Source organism: Streptosporangium sp. NPDC000239 (assembly GCF_040300765.1).
Taxonomy (GTDB): domain Bacteria; phylum Actinomycetota; class Actinomycetes; order Streptosporangiales; family Streptosporangiaceae; genus Streptosporangium.
In genome coordinates, this window is the sequence record NZ_JBEPEI010000007.1 from 163,702 (window position 1) to 179,202 (window position 15,501).

The 15,501-nt window shown below is 70.7% G+C and carries 16 protein-coding genes; 7 read left to right on the plus strand and 9 right to left on the minus strand.

Annotation, left to right across the window (positions count from 1 at the left end; genetic code table 11):
* Positions 1-15 precede the first annotated feature (15 nt).
* On the minus strand, positions 16-3,690 hold the full coding sequence (locus ABT340_RS19850) for an nSTAND1 domain-containing NTPase (protein ID WP_352012238.1): 3,675 nt from the start codon (positions 3,688-3,690) through the stop codon (positions 16-18).
* 303 nt (positions 3,691-3,993) lie between these two features.
* Here ABT340_RS19850 and ABT340_RS19855 point away from each other — a divergent pair, with 303 nt between their 5' ends.
* Positions 3,994-5,091, plus strand: coding sequence for a helix-turn-helix domain-containing protein (locus ABT340_RS19855; RefSeq protein WP_352012239.1), 1,098 nt, complete (start codon positions 3,994-3,996; stop codon positions 5,089-5,091).
* A gap of 20 nt (positions 5,092-5,111) precedes the next feature.
* Here ABT340_RS19855 and ABT340_RS19860 read toward each other — a convergent pair whose 3' ends face one another.
* The 5 genes from ABT340_RS19860 to ABT340_RS19880 all read right to left on the minus strand — a co-directional run bounded on the left by ABT340_RS19860 (position 5,112) and on the right by ABT340_RS19880 (position 7,372).
* Positions 5,112-5,330 carry a helix-turn-helix transcriptional regulator gene (locus tag ABT340_RS19860; protein WP_352012240.1) on the minus strand — a complete coding sequence of 73 codons (219 nt, stop codon included), beginning with the start codon at positions 5,328-5,330 and terminating at the stop codon, positions 5,112-5,114.
* 9 nt (positions 5,331-5,339) lie between these two features.
* The gene (locus tag ABT340_RS19865; RefSeq protein WP_352012241.1) at positions 5,340-5,747 is read right to left on the minus strand and encodes a hypothetical protein; all 408 of its coding nucleotides are present in this window, start codon (positions 5,745-5,747) and stop codon (positions 5,340-5,342) included.
* Positions 5,748-5,959: 212 nt separating this feature from the next.
* Positions 5,960-6,313: a DoxX family protein gene (locus tag ABT340_RS19870; protein ID WP_352012242.1), complete on the minus strand. Its 354-nt coding sequence runs from the start codon at positions 6,311-6,313 to the stop codon at positions 5,960-5,962.
* A gap of 189 nt (positions 6,314-6,502) precedes the next feature.
* Complete coding sequence (locus ABT340_RS19875; RefSeq protein WP_352012243.1) at positions 6,503-6,955, minus strand: MarR family winged helix-turn-helix transcriptional regulator; 453 nt, start codon at positions 6,953-6,955, stop codon at positions 6,503-6,505.
* A 60-nt stretch (positions 6,956-7,015) separates the two neighbouring features.
* The gene (locus ABT340_RS19880; protein WP_352012244.1) at positions 7,016-7,372 is read right to left on the minus strand and encodes an ArsR/SmtB family transcription factor; all 357 of its coding nucleotides are present in this window, start codon (positions 7,370-7,372) and stop codon (positions 7,016-7,018) included.
* Positions 7,373-7,443: 71 nt separating this feature from the next.
* Between ABT340_RS19880 and ABT340_RS19885 the strand changes: the two genes are divergently transcribed.
* A complete protein-coding gene (locus tag ABT340_RS19885; RefSeq protein ID WP_352012245.1) occupies positions 7,444-8,517 on the plus strand; it encodes a cation diffusion facilitator family transporter in 1,074 nt (357 codons plus the stop codon).
* 39 nt (positions 8,518-8,556) lie between these two features.
* On the opposite strand, the gene ABT340_RS19890 is transcribed toward ABT340_RS19885, so the two are convergent.
* Positions 8,557-9,081 (minus strand): hypothetical protein, encoded by a 525-nt coding sequence (locus ABT340_RS19890; protein ID WP_352012246.1) that lies wholly within the window; start codon positions 9,079-9,081, stop codon positions 8,557-8,559.
* Positions 9,082-9,267: 186 nt separating this feature from the next.
* Here ABT340_RS19890 and ABT340_RS19895 point away from each other — a divergent pair, with 186 nt between their 5' ends.
* Entirely contained in the window at positions 9,268-10,386 is a 1,119-nt protein-coding gene (locus tag ABT340_RS19895; RefSeq protein ID WP_352012247.1) for a WD40 repeat domain-containing protein, read from the plus strand.
* Between the two features lie 44 nt (positions 10,387-10,430).
* Positions 10,431-11,159, plus strand: a complete 729-nt coding sequence (locus ABT340_RS19900) for a DUF4184 family protein (protein ID WP_352012248.1) — start codon at positions 10,431-10,433, stop codon at positions 11,157-11,159.
* 51 nt (positions 11,160-11,210) lie between these two features.
* Here ABT340_RS19900 and ABT340_RS19905 read toward each other — a convergent pair whose 3' ends face one another.
* Positions 11,211-11,702, minus strand: a complete 492-nt coding sequence (locus ABT340_RS19905; RefSeq protein WP_352012249.1) for a VOC family protein — start codon at positions 11,700-11,702, stop codon at positions 11,211-11,213.
* 235 nt (positions 11,703-11,937) lie between these two features.
* On the opposite strand from ABT340_RS19905, the gene ABT340_RS19910 reads away from it, so the two are divergent.
* A complete protein-coding gene (locus ABT340_RS19910) occupies positions 11,938-12,582 on the plus strand; it encodes a LysE family translocator (RefSeq protein ID WP_352012250.1) in 645 nt (214 codons plus the stop codon).
* 78 nt (positions 12,583-12,660) lie between these two features.
* Here ABT340_RS19910 and ABT340_RS19915 read toward each other — a convergent pair whose 3' ends face one another.
* Positions 12,661-13,599 (minus strand): helix-turn-helix transcriptional regulator, encoded by a 939-nt coding sequence (locus tag ABT340_RS19915; protein WP_352012251.1) that lies wholly within the window; start codon positions 13,597-13,599, stop codon positions 12,661-12,663.
* An 85-nt stretch (positions 13,600-13,684) separates the two neighbouring features.
* On the opposite strand from ABT340_RS19915, the gene ABT340_RS19920 reads away from it, so the two are divergent.
* Complete coding sequence (locus ABT340_RS19920; protein ID WP_352012252.1) at positions 13,685-14,383, plus strand: alpha/beta fold hydrolase; 699 nt, start codon at positions 13,685-13,687, stop codon at positions 14,381-14,383.
* Positions 14,380-15,447, plus strand: a complete 1,068-nt coding sequence (locus ABT340_RS19925; RefSeq protein ID WP_352012253.1) for an epoxide hydrolase family protein — start codon at positions 14,380-14,382, stop codon at positions 15,445-15,447. Before ABT340_RS19920 ends, ABT340_RS19925 begins: the two co-directional genes overlap by 4 nt.
* The last annotated feature ends 54 nt before the right edge of the window (positions 15,448-15,501 follow it).

Consider the following 15,501-nt stretch of genomic DNA (forward strand, 5'->3'; position numbering starts at 1 on the left):
TTGGTCCGCGGATCGTCAAGGGCAGATCTGCTGATACGACTCCCCGGGAACATACTGCTGCCATTCCTGCCGGGTGAGGGAGCGCCCCACGGCGGCGCAGACCGCCGCGGGCGGATCCGGGGGCAGCTCCGTCTTCCACAGCCGGATGGTCCTGTCCTCCCCACCGGTGGCCAGCAGGCGACCGTCGGGGCTGAAGGCGACCGTGCGGACGGCACGGCTGTGACCGGACAGGGGAGTGCCGATCGGCCTGCGGGTGGCCATGTCCCACAGCCGGATGGTCCTGTCCTCCCCACCGGTGGCCAGTAGACGGCCGTCGGGGCTGAAGGCGACCGAGTTCACCGGACCGTTGTGCCCCTCCAGAGGAGCACCGACCGGGAGGCGGGTGGCCATGTCCCACAGCCGGATGGTCCTGTCCTGCCCGCCCGTGGCCAGTAGACGGCCGTCGGGGCTGAAGGCGACCGAGTTCACCGGACCGTTGTGCCCCTCCAGAGGAGCACCGACCGGAAGCTGGGAGACCACGTCCCACAACTGGATGACGCCGCGCCAGTTCCCCGCCGCCAGCAGACGGCCGTCAGGGCTGAAGGCGACCGAGTTCACCGGCCTGCTTCCCCTCACGAGGGGAGCGCCCACCGGGAGATGGGAGGCCACGTCCCACAGCCGGATGACGCCGCGCCAGTTCCCCGCCGCCAGCAGACGGCCGTCAGGGCTGAAGGCGACCGAGTTCACCACACTTTCGGAGTTGCCAAGGGCGAGAGCACCGACCGGTTGGCGGGTGACGGCGTCCCAGAGGTGAACGTTCGCGTCGCTGCCGGAGGTGGCCAGCAGACGGCCGTCAGGGCTGAACGCCAGTGTGGCGATACCGCTGGCGGAGCCGGTCACGGGGGAGCCGCTCGGGCGGCGCGTCGTGACGTCCCACAGGCGGAAGGTTTTGTCGGTTCCACCGCTGACCAGCAGACGGCTGTCCGGGCTGAAGGCCACGGCGGTGACATCGAGGGTGTGACCGGATGGAAGGCCGCTGATCTCGTGGAATGTCGCGGTGTTCCACAACCGGATGGTGCCGTCATCACTGACGCTGGCCAGGATGCCGCCGCTCGGACTGAACGCGATGTTCGCGATCGGGCCGGTGTGTCCGCTCAACGGAACGCCGACGGGCCTCTGGGTACGGGCGTCCCACAGCCGGATGCGTCTGCCGCCTTCGTCGACGACGGCCAGCATGGCGCCGTCCGAGCTGAGTGCCAGGTCGCCGGTGTAGCCCGTCGGCAGGGGGCGGCCGACCGGGCTGCCGGTGGCGGCGTCCCATAACCGCACACTCGGACTCGCCATCCCGAAGGTGGCGGCGACGGCGCCGTCGGCGCTGAACCTCACCTGAGGGGACATTCCGACGTCGCCGTCGAACATCGGGCCCTTCATGCGGCGAGTGGCCAGATCCCAGCGCTGTACGCGTGCCCCATCAAGGTAACTGGCGGAAACGGTGGTGCCGTCGGGGCTGAAGGCCACCATGACGGCGCCGCGAGCAGAGGCGATGGGCAAGGTGGCGACCGGACGGCGAGCGACGACGTCCCACACCTGGACGCCTCCCTCGTCGTCGGCGGTGTTCAGCCGGACACCGTCCCGGCTGAACTGCATGGTGGTGACGGCGGTGGTGTGACTGGTGGGCAGGGTCCCGACCAGGCGACGGGTGGCGACCTCCCACAGCCGCACGTCCTCACCGACGCCGGCGGTGGCCAGCAGGCGGCCGTCCGGGCTGAAGGCCATCGTGAGGACGGCGCCGTAGCGGGCGGGGCCGACGAACAAGGTGGAGACGAGCTGATGGGAGGCGAACTGCCACAGCTGAACGCTCCCGTCGGTGCCGGCGGTGGCCAGCAGGCGGCCGTCGGGACTGAAGACCACGGTGGTGACGGCGCCGGTGGGGTTTCTCAGAACTCCGTCCAGGGAACCGGTCAGCATGGTCAGCATGTCGTAGCGGGCCTCGGCGGTGGAGGCGAAACGCCAGGAGGCGGCGGCCAGCAGCCCGGACAGGGCCGGGTCCGTCGCGGCCAGTTCGTCACTTCTTTTGGCGACGAGCTGGGCCAGGATCTCGCGGCCACGGGCGTCGACCTGACGGGCCGCGGCGACCGCGGACACGGCGGCGCCCGAGGCCACGATGGCCAGGACGGCCAGCGCGGCCACCGCCAGCCGCGCCAGCCGCCTGCGCCGGGCGGTGGCGCGGTCGGCCGACTCCGCCGCCCGCACGGAGGCGCGCAGGAAGGCCTGCTCGGCGACGGTGAGGTCGTCGGGGTGGCTCAGCAACGGCTTGGCGGCGGTCAGGCGCGTTCCCCGGTACAGGACACCGGCGTCCCGGCCGTGCTCGTTCCAGAGGGCGGCGGCCTCGCCCAGGCGCCGCCGCAGGCGCAGCAGCTCACGCTCCTGATCGATCCAGGCGCGCAGCCGCGGCCAGGAGGTGATCAGCGCCTCGTGGGTCAGTTCGACGTGGTCGTCGTGCAGCGTCACCAGCCGGACCCGGGCGAGCCGTTCCAGCACCCCTTCGGGGTGTGCGATATGGTCGAAGTCCTCGTAGGAGACCGGGCAGCGGGTGTCGGCCGCCTGCTCACCCGGGCTGACCAGCCGCAGCAGCACCCGCTTGGCCTGGTCGGCCTGCTCGGGAGACAGGTGCGTGTAAACCTGCTCGGCGGTGGCGGCGATCGCCCCGTGCACTCCGCCGGCCCGTTCGTAGCCTTCCAGGGTCAGCAGAGTGCCACGGCGGCGTCGCCAGGTCTCCAGCAGCGCGTGTGACATCAGCGGCAGCCCACCGGCCTCTCCCGCCACGTCCTCGATGATCCGGTCGGTCAGGGCGCGTTCCACGATCAGTCCGGCGGCGACGGCCGGTTTGACGATCGCCTCCCGCAACTCCTGCCGGTTCATCGGCCCGACCAGCACCGTCGAGCCCTGTAGGGCCTCGGTGAGAGTGGGATGCTCGGCGCAACGGCCGAAGAAGTCGGCCCGCACCGCGAGGACCACCCGCCCACCGCCCGGTCCGGCCGTCGCCAGCAGCAGGTCGATGAACGCGGCCCGCTCGGCCACGTCCGAACACAGGGTGAACAGTTCCTCGAACTGGTCGACCACCACCAGCTCACCCCCGGTGAAGGCGGTGAAGGTGCCGGCGTGCTCACGCATCGGGTGGGCACCGGGAGTGAGCGTCACGACGGCCGGCACAGGTTCGCCCAGGGCACCGTACCGGGCGGCGGGGATCAGGCCGGCGCGTAGCAGTGAGGACTTGCCGCTGCCCGACGGGCCGAACACCGCGGCCAGGCGCCGCCGCTCCAGCATTCCTGTCACCTGGTCCAGCAACCGTTGCCTGCCGAAGAAGCGGTCACGGTCGCCGACGTCGTAGTGCGTCAGCCCCTGGTACGGCGCGGCCCGCTCCTCCTCACCGGCGGCGGGGGAGGCGTGTTCTTCGGCCGCCTGCCGCCAGCGCGTCCGCCAGCCGGCCACGTCCCCGCCACAGGCGCGTACGTAGGCCTCCACCACAGGCCAGGACGCCAGCCGCTGCCCGGCCGCCGCCCGCGACAGCACGCTGACCGAATATCCCGCCCGGTCGGCCATTTCCCGGTAGGTGGGACCACCCGCCTCCTGCCGCAGTTTACGGAGCTCGTAGGCGAAACGTTGGGCCACCCCCGCGGTGGGATCCAGGGGAGTCTCACTCCGGCCCATCCAGTGCTCCCTCCGCCTCGGCGCCGAGAGGTCGACCGAGCCGTCAAATTAACTCAGGCCGAGAAACAGCGGCAACCGTGGCGTTCCTTCACCGGATCGGCTGCGTGGTTTCGGGTGCGCCCGTCAGAGAATTGCGGCCTGCGCCGATCGGATTCTTTTTGTTGCGCACCGGGGCCTGACCTGCGCAACAACCTCTCCGGCGGCTACCTATGGTCGAGAAAGGAAAAGACACGTCTTCCAAAGAACGAGCTGGAGGCTTTCTTGCGCCTCGACGAGCGCGGCGGGCAGCCAACGAATTCAACGGTGAATGCCGAGCCCGTTTTCCGTGACCACGAACCATCCGCCGGCTGTTTCGTCCGGCACCGGGAAACGGTCGGCGGACGGCCTCCCGCGGTCGTCCTCGGCGACCACGAAGAGGCGTCCCACGCCGTCGTGCGCCGGATCGGTCTCGGGGCGTTGCACCTGTCATGGCTTTCGTTCCCGCCGTCGCAGGTCTGGCGTGCCGACACGCTGATCCGCCGCTCGGCCCCCGGGACGTACTGCCTCTCGCTGCCCCTGCGCGGCGCCGAGCAGCTGGATCTGGGGAGTCGGCAGGTGATCGCGGGCCCGGGGGACCTGCTGTTCCACGACACCACCCAGCCCTTCCACATCCACCTGCTGGCCGACGCGACCGGTGGTGCCGAGATCGTGATCCTGTACATCCCCAAGGTGCTGATGCCCTTGCCCGCCGACTCTCTGGTACGGCTCGCCGGTCGAAACCTGCTCTGCTCGGCCGGGGTCGGCGCCCTGCTGCGCCGGCACATCCTTGGGCTGGCCCGGCACACCTCCAGTTGCAGCGCGGCCGACGCCACCCGGCTGTCCATGATCACCCTGGACCTGGTCGCCGCGACCTGCGCTCACATCCTCGAAGCAGGCTCCTTCCCGCAGACCGAGTCGCCCCGTCAGATGTTGCGGGCACGCATCCACGCGTTCATCCAGCGGTATCTGAGCGACCCGGAGCTGTGCCCCGCGGGCATCGCCGCGGCACACCAGATCTCCGTTCGTTACCTGCACCGGCTTTTTCAGGACCAGGGGCTGAGTGTGGCCGCCTGGATCCGCTCATGCCGCCTGGAACGCTGCCGCCATGACCTGGCCGACCCCGCTCTGCGGCTCCGGCCCGTCCACGCCATCGCCGCTCGCTGGGGATTCGCCAACAACGCGCACTTCAGTCGTCTTTTTCGCGCCGCCTACGAGATCTCTCCGATCGATTACCGTCACCGCATCCACCTCATCGGACAACAGGCACCGGAAACGCCCTCCCGGTCGTCATGCGACATGCTCAAGCCGTGGGAAGGCCAACCCGGCGTCGATGTCCCGGCGACCTCGAAACCGCCGAGGAGCCGCGGAACCCGCGCCACCTGACCTTTTGAAAGGACTCGGCGTCAGAGCGGGTTGTCCGTCGCTTCCGGTCGGTCGGGCTGGAAGATCTCCTCGATGGTCAGGCCGAAGACGTCGGCGATGGTGAAGGCCAGGGGCAGGCTGGGGTCGTACCGCTCGGTCTCGATGGCGTTGATGGCCTGCCGGGAGACCTCGCACCGGTCGGCCAGGTCGGCCTGGCTCCATCGGCGGGCCGCACGCAGCTCGCGCAGTCGGTTCTTCATGGTGGGCCGTCACCGGTTCAGGCGGGTGCGCAGGTCCGCGATCAGCAGCCATGTCGCCACACCGCCGAGAAGGATCACCTGCGCGAGCTGCTGGAGCCGTACGACACCCGCGGCGTCGAGCAGGGTGGCCACCTGCAGCGCCACGAGGACCGCGGCGAACGCGACGGCCATGCTCTCCAGCTGGATCCTGCGCAGGTATTCGTCCGCGCGCCGGAACGCACGCAGCAGCACCCAGGCGATCGCGAGGGTGAACACGATGGTGGTCGCGATCCACCAGGCCTTCTGGGCGGTGCTCTGGTCGGGGTTGCTGCCGAGGGCCAGGGCGATCACCCCCAAAGTGGACACGGGTATGCCGTCGATGAGCACGGCGCGCCGGGCCGCGCGTGTCAGCTGGTCCTGCTGTATCTGGTTTGCCATGGAATGAATGTAAAGCACACCTTCCATGAAGTAAAGTGTCCATGACTTCATGGAAGGTGTGCTTTACATTTCGACGTCCCCAGACCCTCCGGGAGGCGGTCTTGGCCGTCCGTTCCGACGGCCACCGCGGTGTTCTCCGGCCCGCGCCCCGAACCGCCGAGGGCGCTTCCGAGGAAAACGAGGACGGGTGGGCGCTCCGCGCGGAGGAGGACTCAGAGGGCGGCCAGGCCAAGGGCGGCCGTGACCGCGCTGAGCACCAGCAGGACCAGGGAGGGCAGGCTGCCCTTGGCGGCGTCGCGGGCCTTGACGTGGGTGGCGACGGCGCCGGCCATGAGGAGCGCCAGGCCGATCGCCGCCGCCACGCCGAGGGCTCCGACCCACAGCCCGGCGATCAGGCCGACGGCTCCGATGATCTCCAGCGCGCCGATGACGCGCATGAACCCGGCGGACACGCCGAGTCTGCCGAGCTGGGCGGCCATCTCCTCCTTGCCGGAGGCCTTCGGGAAGCCGGCTCCGGCGAAGGCGAGGGCCAGCAGGACGGACAGGACGGCGGTGGCGATGAACATGGCCGCGATCTCCTCACGGAAATTACTTCAATGATTGAACTATTTTCTATCAGAAGTTGTTTCTCGCGTGCCGGCGGGGGGCCCACCAGGGCCAAAGGGTCTCGCCACGTCAAGGACGAACGGATTCCAGGCAGCGATGACACCGCCCGACGGTGCCGGGCCAACCGTGGAGGCGGGCCCCTCCGGGGCTCAGTTCCGGGTGCCGGGTCCGGTCGCCGACTGGGCCGTGCGCAGCAGCGAGAGCAACTCGGTCCGCTGGCCGGCGTCGAGCACCGAGATGATCGGCGCGTTTTCGAACAGGCGGGCCAGGAGGCGGTCCCTGAGCTGGTGTCCACGGCTTGTGAGGAGAAGCCGCTTGGCCCTGCGGTCCTCGGGGTCCGGTTCCCGGCGTAGGAAGCCGCTCCGTTCGAGGGAGTCGGCGATCGCGGTCACGTGGGACGGCTCGCAGCGCAGATGTGCGGCCACCCCTCCCATGCGCTGGGGCTCCTGGAGGTGGATCAGTGTTTGGGCCTGCGGAACGGTGAGCCCGACATGGGCGGCGGTCTCCTCGAAGTTCACGCGCAGGGCCGCCGCCACGGCGAACAGACGCTCCACGATCTCCTGGCCCTCCGGGTCCGGCCACTCGATTCGGATATCCGCCACGCCCTGAACTATTTCACGCCCGGCGTGGTTCCCGGGCGGCGAGGTGGTTCGGGGGTGCGTTCAGTCGTGCGGGGGAAGGTGCCCGAGCTGGTGGTCGGCGGCGTTGAGCGCCTCGTCCACCAGACGCCGCAGGTGTCCGTGACGCAGAGCGTAGATCACGCGGCGGCCCTCCTTTCGGGTGGTGACCAGCTCGGCCAGGCGAAGGCGGGCCAGGTGCTGGCTGACCGCCGGGCGGGCGAGGTCGCAGGCGGCGGTGAGCGTCGTCACGTCCGCCTCGCCTTCTGACAGCCGCCGCAGCAGGGCCAGGCGGGTGCGGTCGGCCAGCAGGGACAGGATGTCGGCGGCGACGGCCAGGCGTTCGCCCTGGTCACGCTCTTGCGAGTCATGCGCACCTGATAGGTGCATGCGTGCGCTCATCTGCACATAATGAGGGATGGGCGGTCCGCCGTCCAACCGGCTCACCCCGATTCGCACAGACTGGAGCTGTCGTGAGCGATCACACCACCCCCCACGAGCCGCACCACCATCCCCACGGCCACGGCCACGGCCACGGGCATGGGCATGGGCATGGGCATGGCGGGAGTCGTGGACTGCTGGCCCGCGCCAGGCACGCCTTCGTCCCGCACAGTCACGACAGCGCCGACAAAACCGACGTGGCGCTGGAGTCCAGCACCCGTGGCATGCGTGTGCTGGCGATCTCCTTCGCCGTGCTCATGGTGACCGCGCTGGTCCAGGCGGTGATCGTGGCGGCCTCGGGGTCGGTGGCGCTGCTGGGCGACACCCTGCACAACGTCGCCGACGCGCTGACCGCCGTCCCGCTGGCGATCGCCTTCTCGCTGGGACGGCGAGCGGCCACGCGCCGGTTCACCTACGGGTACGGCCGGGCGGAGGACCTGGCCGGGATCGTCATCGTGATCCTGATCGCCGCCTCGGCGGGCATGGCCGCCTATGAGGCGATCAGGCGCCTGATCGTCCCCGAGAACGTCCAGGCGCTCGGCTGGGTGGCCGTCGCGGGCGTGGTCGGTTTCCTCGGCAACGAGTGGGTGGCCCGTTACCGGATCAGGGTCGGCCGTGAGATCGGCTCGGCCGCCCTGGTGGCCGACGGCCTGCACGCCCGTACCGACGGCTTCACCTCCCTGGCCGTCCTCCTCGGCGCGGGCGGCGCCGCGCTCGGCTGGCCGCTCGCCGACCCGGTCGTCGGCCTGCTGATCACGGTGGGGATCTGCTTCGTGCTGAGGGACGCGGCCCGGGAGGTCTACCACCGGCTGATGGACGCGGTCGATCCCTCCCTGGTCGAACAGGCCGAGCAGATCGTCGCCCGGGTCGCGGGTGTGAAGCGTGTCGGCTCGATACGGCTGCGCTGGATCGGGCACGCGTTGCGCGCGGAGGTCGACATCGTGGTCGGTCACGAACTGTCGCTGGTGCGGGCGCACGCGGTGGCGGTCGAGGCCGAACACCACCTCATCCACGAGTTGCCCCGGTTGCGGGCGGCCACCGTGCACACCGATCCCGACGGGCCGGAGGGCACCGACCACCACGCGGTCCTCGCGGCGCACACCTGACCGCGGAGACACCGATGGTCGGTGCCGTCCCCTCACACCTCAGGGCTCGACGAGGCCGACCACGAACGCGTAGTCGTCCAGGGTGAACTGGGTGATGCCGGTGATGCGCAGGGCCTGCACCCGGACGGTGTAGGTCCCGGGGCCCAGCGAGGGGGAGAAGCGCTCAAGGGCGTGCGCCTCCTCGGCGCCGCCGGGGGTGTCGAACCTGTAGTCCGTACTCGTGACCGGCTGCAGCTCGATGGTCGTTCCCGCGGAGTTGACCGCGACGACGCGCACGGAGCACCACGCGCTGGGGTCGCCGACGCAGAGAGACTCGGCGGTGAAGCGGGCGTCGACGAACCGGGTCGTCCCCGCGGGCACGGTGACGTTGACGGACGCCGTCGGGATGTTCCCCCAGGCCCCGACCGTCTGGGCGGTCCAGGGAGCGCTCTCCCCGGCGAAGAACTGCGCGCCGGTCTGCGTGCCGTTCTGGGAGCTGGGCACGGCGTTGGCGGCCGTGACCGTCAGCGCGAGGGCGCAGGACAGCGCCGTGGCGGCGACCACGGTCCTGATGGCTCTGGACAACGGGGGTTCCTCTCTGCTTGTACGGAGTTGTGCGCTCCGTGACGGGGCGTTGCCGGAACCACGCTGACGAGGGCGCCGTGACCGGTGAAAGCCCGGCCGAATTATCCGTACAAGTCCGTACAGGAACCGGTGGTGCGAACAGCGGGGTCCTGTTGCCCGTGGGACCTCCGTCTGGGAGAAAGGGGCATGCCCAGACTGCCGCTCCGGCGATCGATCGTCGCCGCCGTGGTCACCGGGGTCTGCGCCGCCGGCCTCGCCGGGTGCTCCTCCGTGACCACGACGCCCTCCAGGACACATGCGCCAGAGGACGGTCCGCGGGCGAGCACCGGAGACCGGGCCGCTGTCCGATCCGCCGTCCGGACAGTGGCCTTCGGCAGGTCGCGGGGCAGGGACGTGGCCGTCACCGCCGGGGCCGACGGGCTGGTCAGGCTCCGGTGGCTGCCCACCCTGGAACCCGCCGCGGGGCCGCTGCCCGGCGACCGCGCCGCCGTCGCCGAGCTGGACGGCCGGTCGGTGGTCTTCACCGCCGGCGGGTACGGCGGGCGCCTGTGGGATCTGGACACCCGCAGGGAGCTGCTCCACGTTCCCGCACCTGTCTCCGCGTTCGCCTTCGGCGCCCTTCGGGGGGCTCCCGCACTGTTCACCGGCGACCGCCGGGGCCGGGTCCGGATCTGGGACCTGGCCTCGGGCACGTCCGCCGGGAGCCTGGACACCGGCGCGGGCACGGCGATCACGGCACTGGCGTCGGCGCGGGTGCGCTCCCGGCCGATCCTCGTCGTCGCCGTCGACAACCACGGGGACGACCCCGGCCACGCGCAGCTCTGGGATCTCACCACACGTCACAGGACCGGTGCTGTCCTGCCCGCCAGGCAGGAGGCCGAGAGCTTCGACCGGTTCCAGGCGCTCACCCTCGATGGGCGGCCCACCCTCGTCACGGGCTCCGACTACGGCCTGAGACGGTGGGATCTCGAAAGGCGGCAGGAGCTCGGCCCGTCCGTCGAGAACCGGCAGGAGGACGCCCGGCTCTTCTCCTTCCCCTCGTTCACCGTGGCCCTGGACGGCCGGCGACCCGTCCTTGTCACGGGCCGGGTCGCCGGGGCTCCGATCCAGCTACGGGACCCCGCCGACGGTGCGGTCCTGGCGGAGATGACCGTTCGACCCGGGACGGCGGTGACCGCGCTCGCGGCGGGCACGGTGAACGGCGACCAGGTACTGCTCAGCGGTGACGAGGACGGCACGGTCCGGCTGTGGGACCTGCGAACCCGCGGGCGGACCGATGGTCCGGCGCCCACCGGGGGCTCATGACCATTGTCAACACCACCCCGCCATGGCCGATAGTGTGCCATTTCGTGCCTTTTACCCTTATTCATCCTGTTGTCGCGATCCCGTTGCGCCGGTTCCTGCCACCGGCGGCGCTGGCCGCAGGAGCGATGGTCCCCGACCTTCCCTACTTCGTCCCCTACGGGCTCACCGATGCGCTCGTTCCGGTCTCCGCGCCATGGTCCCCGCTGCGGGACGCCGGGCAGACCCACCGGGTGGAGACGGGGTCGATGGTCTTCGACCTGGTCATGGCGCTGATCCTGGCCGGGGTGATCACGGTGTGCGCCGCCCCGGTCCGCATCCTGCTGCCCCAGGCGCTGGCCCGCAGGATGGGGCGCCCCGGCCGGGGGCGGGCGGCGCACTGGGCATGGTGGCCGGTGGCCGCCGCCGTCGGGATCGCCACCCACCTGCTGTGGGACCGCCTGGTGGACGAGTGGCTGCTCGCCGCCGGGGACGTGGTGCTGATGGAGTCCGAGGGGGTGCACCTGGTCGGTTCACTGATCACCCTGACGGCGCTGGGCTCGGCCTGCTGGTGGCTGTGGCGCAGGCCGTTGAGCGAACCGGTGTCCCAGCCGGGCCTGGGAGTACGGCTGGCGCTGCCGGCGGCGATGGGAGTGCTGGCGGCCGGGCTGATCGTGACGGTGGGCGCCGGACTGGTGGTGCGGTCGCTGGTGACGTTGACGATCGACGCGGTCGTGCTGGTGCTGCTGGCCTACGCCGCCTTCCTTCGCCTGGCCCCGTCCCGGACGAGGAGCTGATCCACGGCCGCTCCCGGATCCGGCCGGACCGGCCTGGCCGGATCGGCGGTCTCAGTTGGAGAAACCTCCCTTGGGTCGGATGATCTCCAGATTGGTGCCGTCAGGATCGTTGAAGTAGGCGACCTGGGTGCCGAGTGCCGCGTCAGGAGTGACCTCGCCCGCGATGAACGTGTAGTCCTCGCCGAGGAAGTCGTACCCGGCCTCTTTCATACGCCCGTACACCGCGTCGAAGTCGTCGACCTTGAAGCACAGATGCATCGAGCCCGGACGGTTCGCCGCCCCGTTCGTCCGCTCCCCGACCGGGTCCTGGAACTGGATGAGGTCGATGCCGACGTTGTCGAGATTGAACGTGGCGTACCGCAGCTTCGCGACGGGCAGCCCCTGTGCCTCACCGAAGGGCACACTGTGCATGGTCTCGTCCGCGACGACGGGCTCCCGTCCGGTGAGGGCCCTGTAGAACGCGATCGACGCGTCCAGGTCCGAGACCGAGATCCCAACGTGGGCGGCTCGGGTGAGGTTCATCGGAGCGCTGGAAACGGTCATGATCCCTACCCCCGTTCGCACTCTGCCTTCTCAGCGGTGGTGCTGATCGGCGCAGGTCGGGTCCCGAAAGAACCCGCCAGGAAACGATTCCCCCGCAGGGGAGGACGCCCACTCCAGGGGGGTAAAGAGTGTTCCCGCCGTCGCCTTCCCGGCCGTCGACGAGGTCCTGGCAGAAACCTGTATATGGCACTAAATCCGTTGAACGGGCGATATATGGACGATCATGATGCCCTCCATGGACCTCCTCTCCTCGCTGCCCGCCTTCGTCCTCGCCGTCATGCTGATCTCCGCCTCACCGGGGCCCGCGATGGCGCTGATCCTGCGGCGCGCGGCCCTGCACGGCTTCTCCGGCGCGGTGCCCACGGTGCTGGGCCTGGAGGCGGGCCTGTACGCGTGGGCGTTGCTCGCCGCCACCGGGCTCACCGCCCTTGTCGCCGCCTCCGAGGTGGCCTACCTGATCCTGCGCGTGGTGGGCGGCGGCTTCCTGCTGTACCTCGGCTTCAGGGCCTGGCGTACGGCGTGGCGCGGTGCGCGGGCCGGGGAGACGGTGGCGGAGGAGCCTGGGCCCGGATCGTCGCCGTCCTGGTGGAAGGCGTTCGGTGAGGGGGCGGTCGTGATGCTGGCCAACCCGAAGATCGCCGCCTTCATGATCGCTTTCTATCCCCAGTTCGTACCCGCCGACCGGCCGCTGTTCGCCACGACCTCGTTGCTCGCCGCGGTCCAGGTGGCCATCGAGATCGTCCTGTACCTGGCACTGGCGGCCGTGGTCGGACGGGCCGGGGCGTGGTTTCGCCGCCCGGCGATCCGGCGCAGGCTGGAAGCGGTCAGCGGCACGGTCCTCATCGCCCTGGGCCTGCGGATGGCCGTCGAGAGCCGCTGACACTCCGGCCTGAGCGGTTCGCCGACGCCGCTCTCGTCCGCCGGACAACCGGCGCGTGCCGTACGGGGCCGTGACCTTCTACGGCTGGGAGCGGGCCACGGCCTGGGCGAGGGAGGCGACGTGCTCGGTGAGCGCCGTGACCAGGGCGGGCGGGTTCCTGACGGTGAAGGACCAGGGCAGACCGGTCAGGACGCGCGCCATGGCCTTCAGGTCCTCGGCCCCGCTGACCAGGAGAACCCCGCCTTCCGGGCAGGGGTACAGGTCGCCGAAGGGGGCGGGCAGCCGGTCACGTGCGGTTTCAAGGTCGGTGTCCATCCACACCTCGGTGCGGTGGGTCCAGGCCCCGAGCGTCATCGTCCGCATGACGTGGTCGGTGGGGTCGAACCCCTCGGGAGGGGTGAACCGGGCGGGCAGTTCCGCGGCGGCGCCGATCCTGTCCAGGCGGTACATGCGGACGGCGTCGCGCAGGTGGTCGTGCCCGACCAGGTACCAGCGGCGCCCGTGCACGACGAGCCCGTAGGGGTCCACCTCACGCGCGCCGCGGGTGTGCTCGATCCGTACGGTGTGACGCGCGTGGACGGCCGCGGCCAGCGTCAGGACCAGGTGCGGGTCCGGGGTCAGCGGGCCCGTCGTCGCGGAGGTCGAGGAGACCAGCGCGGTGACACGCCGGCGTAACGCGGCGGGCAGGACGCGGTTGAGCTTGACCAGCACCCGGTCGGCCGGGCCCGGCTCACCCACCGGTTCGTGCCTGCCGGTGACCAGCGCGGCGGCGACGGCCACCGCCTCGTCGTCGGAGAGCATCAGGGGCGGCAGGCGCACGCCGTGCGCGAGCCGGTAGCCGCCGTAACGGCCGCGGACCGACTCGACGGGGATGTCCATGTCGCGCAGGGCCGTGACGTACCGGCGGACGGCACGTGCGTCGACGGCCAGGCGCCGGGCCAGTTCGTCGGCGGGCACCAGGCCGCGGTCCTGGAGGATCTCCAACAGCGCCAGGACACAGGTTGCCGGACGGGACATGAACCCGATCCTAATGAGGGCAGAAATCGTCCACAATCCGCCCTAGCGTTGCGCCACAGGAGATCGATCGAAAGGAGTCGACCAGGTGTCGACCATCGTTCTTGTCGGCGGTTCGTTCCTCGGCGCGTGGGCCTGGGAGCGGGTCACGCCGCTGCTGACCGCACACGGCCACCAGGTGCACCCGCTGACGCTCACCGGCTTCGGCGACCGCGCCCACCTGGGCTCGCCTGCCACGACGCTCACCACCCACGCCCGTGACATCACGGCCGCGATCGAGTACGCCGACCTGAGGGAGGTGGTGCTCGTGGCGCATTCCTACAGCGGAGCCCCGGCCACGATCGCCGCCAACGCGATCCCCGACCGGATCGCCCGGGTGGTCTACGTCGCCGCCTCCCTGCCCGAGCCGGGCAGAAGCCTGTTCGACATCATCCCCGCCTCCACCGTCGAGGCCATCATGGAGACCGTCCAGGACGGGCGGATCTCCGTGATGAGCGACGAGATCATCGACGCCAACTTCGGCGACCACGGACTCACCGCCGAGGACTTCGCGTGGCTGCGTGCCCGCGGTGTCGGCCAGCCGGTCGGCACCCTCCAGGACCCGGCGCCGGACGACCTCGGCGCGGTGCGGAAACTGCCGCGTACCTACATCGTCTGCGCGGGTGACCCGGGCGACCCGCCGGACCTTCCGGACCACGACATGGTCGTCCTGGACTCCGGGCACTGGCCGATGATCACCAGGCCGGTCGAGCTGGCCCGGGTGCTGGACGAGACGGCCCGGTCATGACGCGCCCCTTCCGTGTGGAGATTCCCCAGGCGAGCCTGGACGAGCTGACCGACCGCCTGGTCAGGACGCGTTTCACCCGTTCCCTGCCCGGTGCCGGGCTCGGCGTGCCCGTCGAACGTGTGCGACGGCTGGTCGAGTACTGGCGTGACGGCTACGACTGGCGCCTCTGGGAGCGGCGGATCAACGCCCATCCGCAGTTCACGACCGAGATCGACGGTCTCGACGTGCACTTCCTGCACATCCGCTCGTCCCGGCCGGACGCCCTTCCGCTCATCCTCACCCACGGCTGGCCCATGTCGGTCGTGGAGTATCTGCCGCTGATCGAACGGCTGAGCGACGCCTTCCACCTGGTCGTTCCCTCGGTGCCCGGCTTCGGGTTCTCCGGCGCGCCGGGGGAGCCCGGCTGGGACCGCCGCCGGGTCGCCGCGGCGTGGGCGGAACTGATGCGGAGGCTCGGATACGAGCGCTACGGCGCGCACGGCAACGACGTCGGCTCCCTGGTCTCCATCGAGCTGGGACGCCTGGACCAGCCCCGCGTCGCCGGAGTGCACGTCACCCAGGTCTTCTCGCTGCCCTCCGGCGATCCGGCCGAGCGGGCCGCGCTGGGGCCGGACGACCAGGGGAGACTCGCCGCTCTGGAGCGCTTCATGGCCGGGGGAAGCGCCTATCTGACCCTTCAGGCCACCCGGCCGCAGACCCTCGCGCACGCGCTCGCCGACTCTCCGGCCGGGCAGCTGGCCTGGAACCTGCAGCTCTTCGGCGAAGGGGTGGGCGACGACTACATCCTCACCAACGCCACGATCCACTGGCTGACCGACAGCGCGGGCAGTTCGGCCCTGGTCGGCTATCACGGGCGCAGACCGCCCGCCGAGCGGTCGTCCTTCCCGCTGGGCGTTGCCTGCTTCGCCGACGACTTCTTCCCCTCGATCCGCCCGCTCGCCGAACGCGACCACGGCGCCGTCGTGCGCTGGAACGAGTACGCCAAGGGCGGCCACCACGCCGCGCAGGAGGAACCGCAGGTGCTCGCCGACGACATCCGCGCGTTCTTCGCCACCCACCGGTGACGGCGTCGCCGCGTTCGCGTGACGGTCCGATATGTGGTTGCCTCACGTCGCCGC

Bases quoted from the DNA above. Each gene is read 5' to 3' on its own strand.
- ABT340_RS19850 (WP_352012238.1), bottom strand. From the start codon at position 3,690: ATGGGCCGGAGTGAGACTCCCCTGGATCCCACCGCGGGGGTGGCCCAA.
- ABT340_RS19860 (WP_352012240.1), bottom strand. From the start codon at position 5,330: ATGAAGAACCGACTGCGCGAGCTGCGTGCGGCCCGCCGATGGAGCCAG.
- ABT340_RS19865 (WP_352012241.1), bottom strand. From the start codon at position 5,747: ATGGCAAACCAGATACAGCAGGACCAGCTGACACGCGCGGCCCGGCGC.
- ABT340_RS19870 (WP_352012242.1), bottom strand. From the start codon at position 6,313: ATGTTCATCGCCACCGCCGTCCTGTCCGTCCTGCTGGCCCTCGCCTTC.
- ABT340_RS19880 (WP_352012244.1), bottom strand. From the start codon at position 7,372: ATGAGCGCACGCATGCACCTATCAGGTGCGCATGACTCGCAAGAGCGT.
- ABT340_RS19895 (WP_352012247.1), top strand. From the start codon at position 9,268: ATGCCCAGACTGCCGCTCCGGCGATCGATCGTCGCCGCCGTGGTCACC.
- ABT340_RS19905 (WP_352012249.1), bottom strand. From the start codon at position 11,702: ATGACCGTTTCCAGCGCTCCGATGAACCTCACCCGAGCCGCCCACGTT.
- ABT340_RS19910 (WP_352012250.1), top strand. From the start codon at position 11,938: ATGGACCTCCTCTCCTCGCTGCCCGCCTTCGTCCTCGCCGTCATGCTG.
- ABT340_RS19915 (WP_352012251.1), bottom strand. From the start codon at position 13,599: ATGTCCCGTCCGGCAACCTGTGTCCTGGCGCTGTTGGAGATCCTCCAG.
- ABT340_RS19925 (WP_352012253.1), top strand. From the start codon at position 14,380: ATGACGCGCCCCTTCCGTGTGGAGATTCCCCAGGCGAGCCTGGACGAG.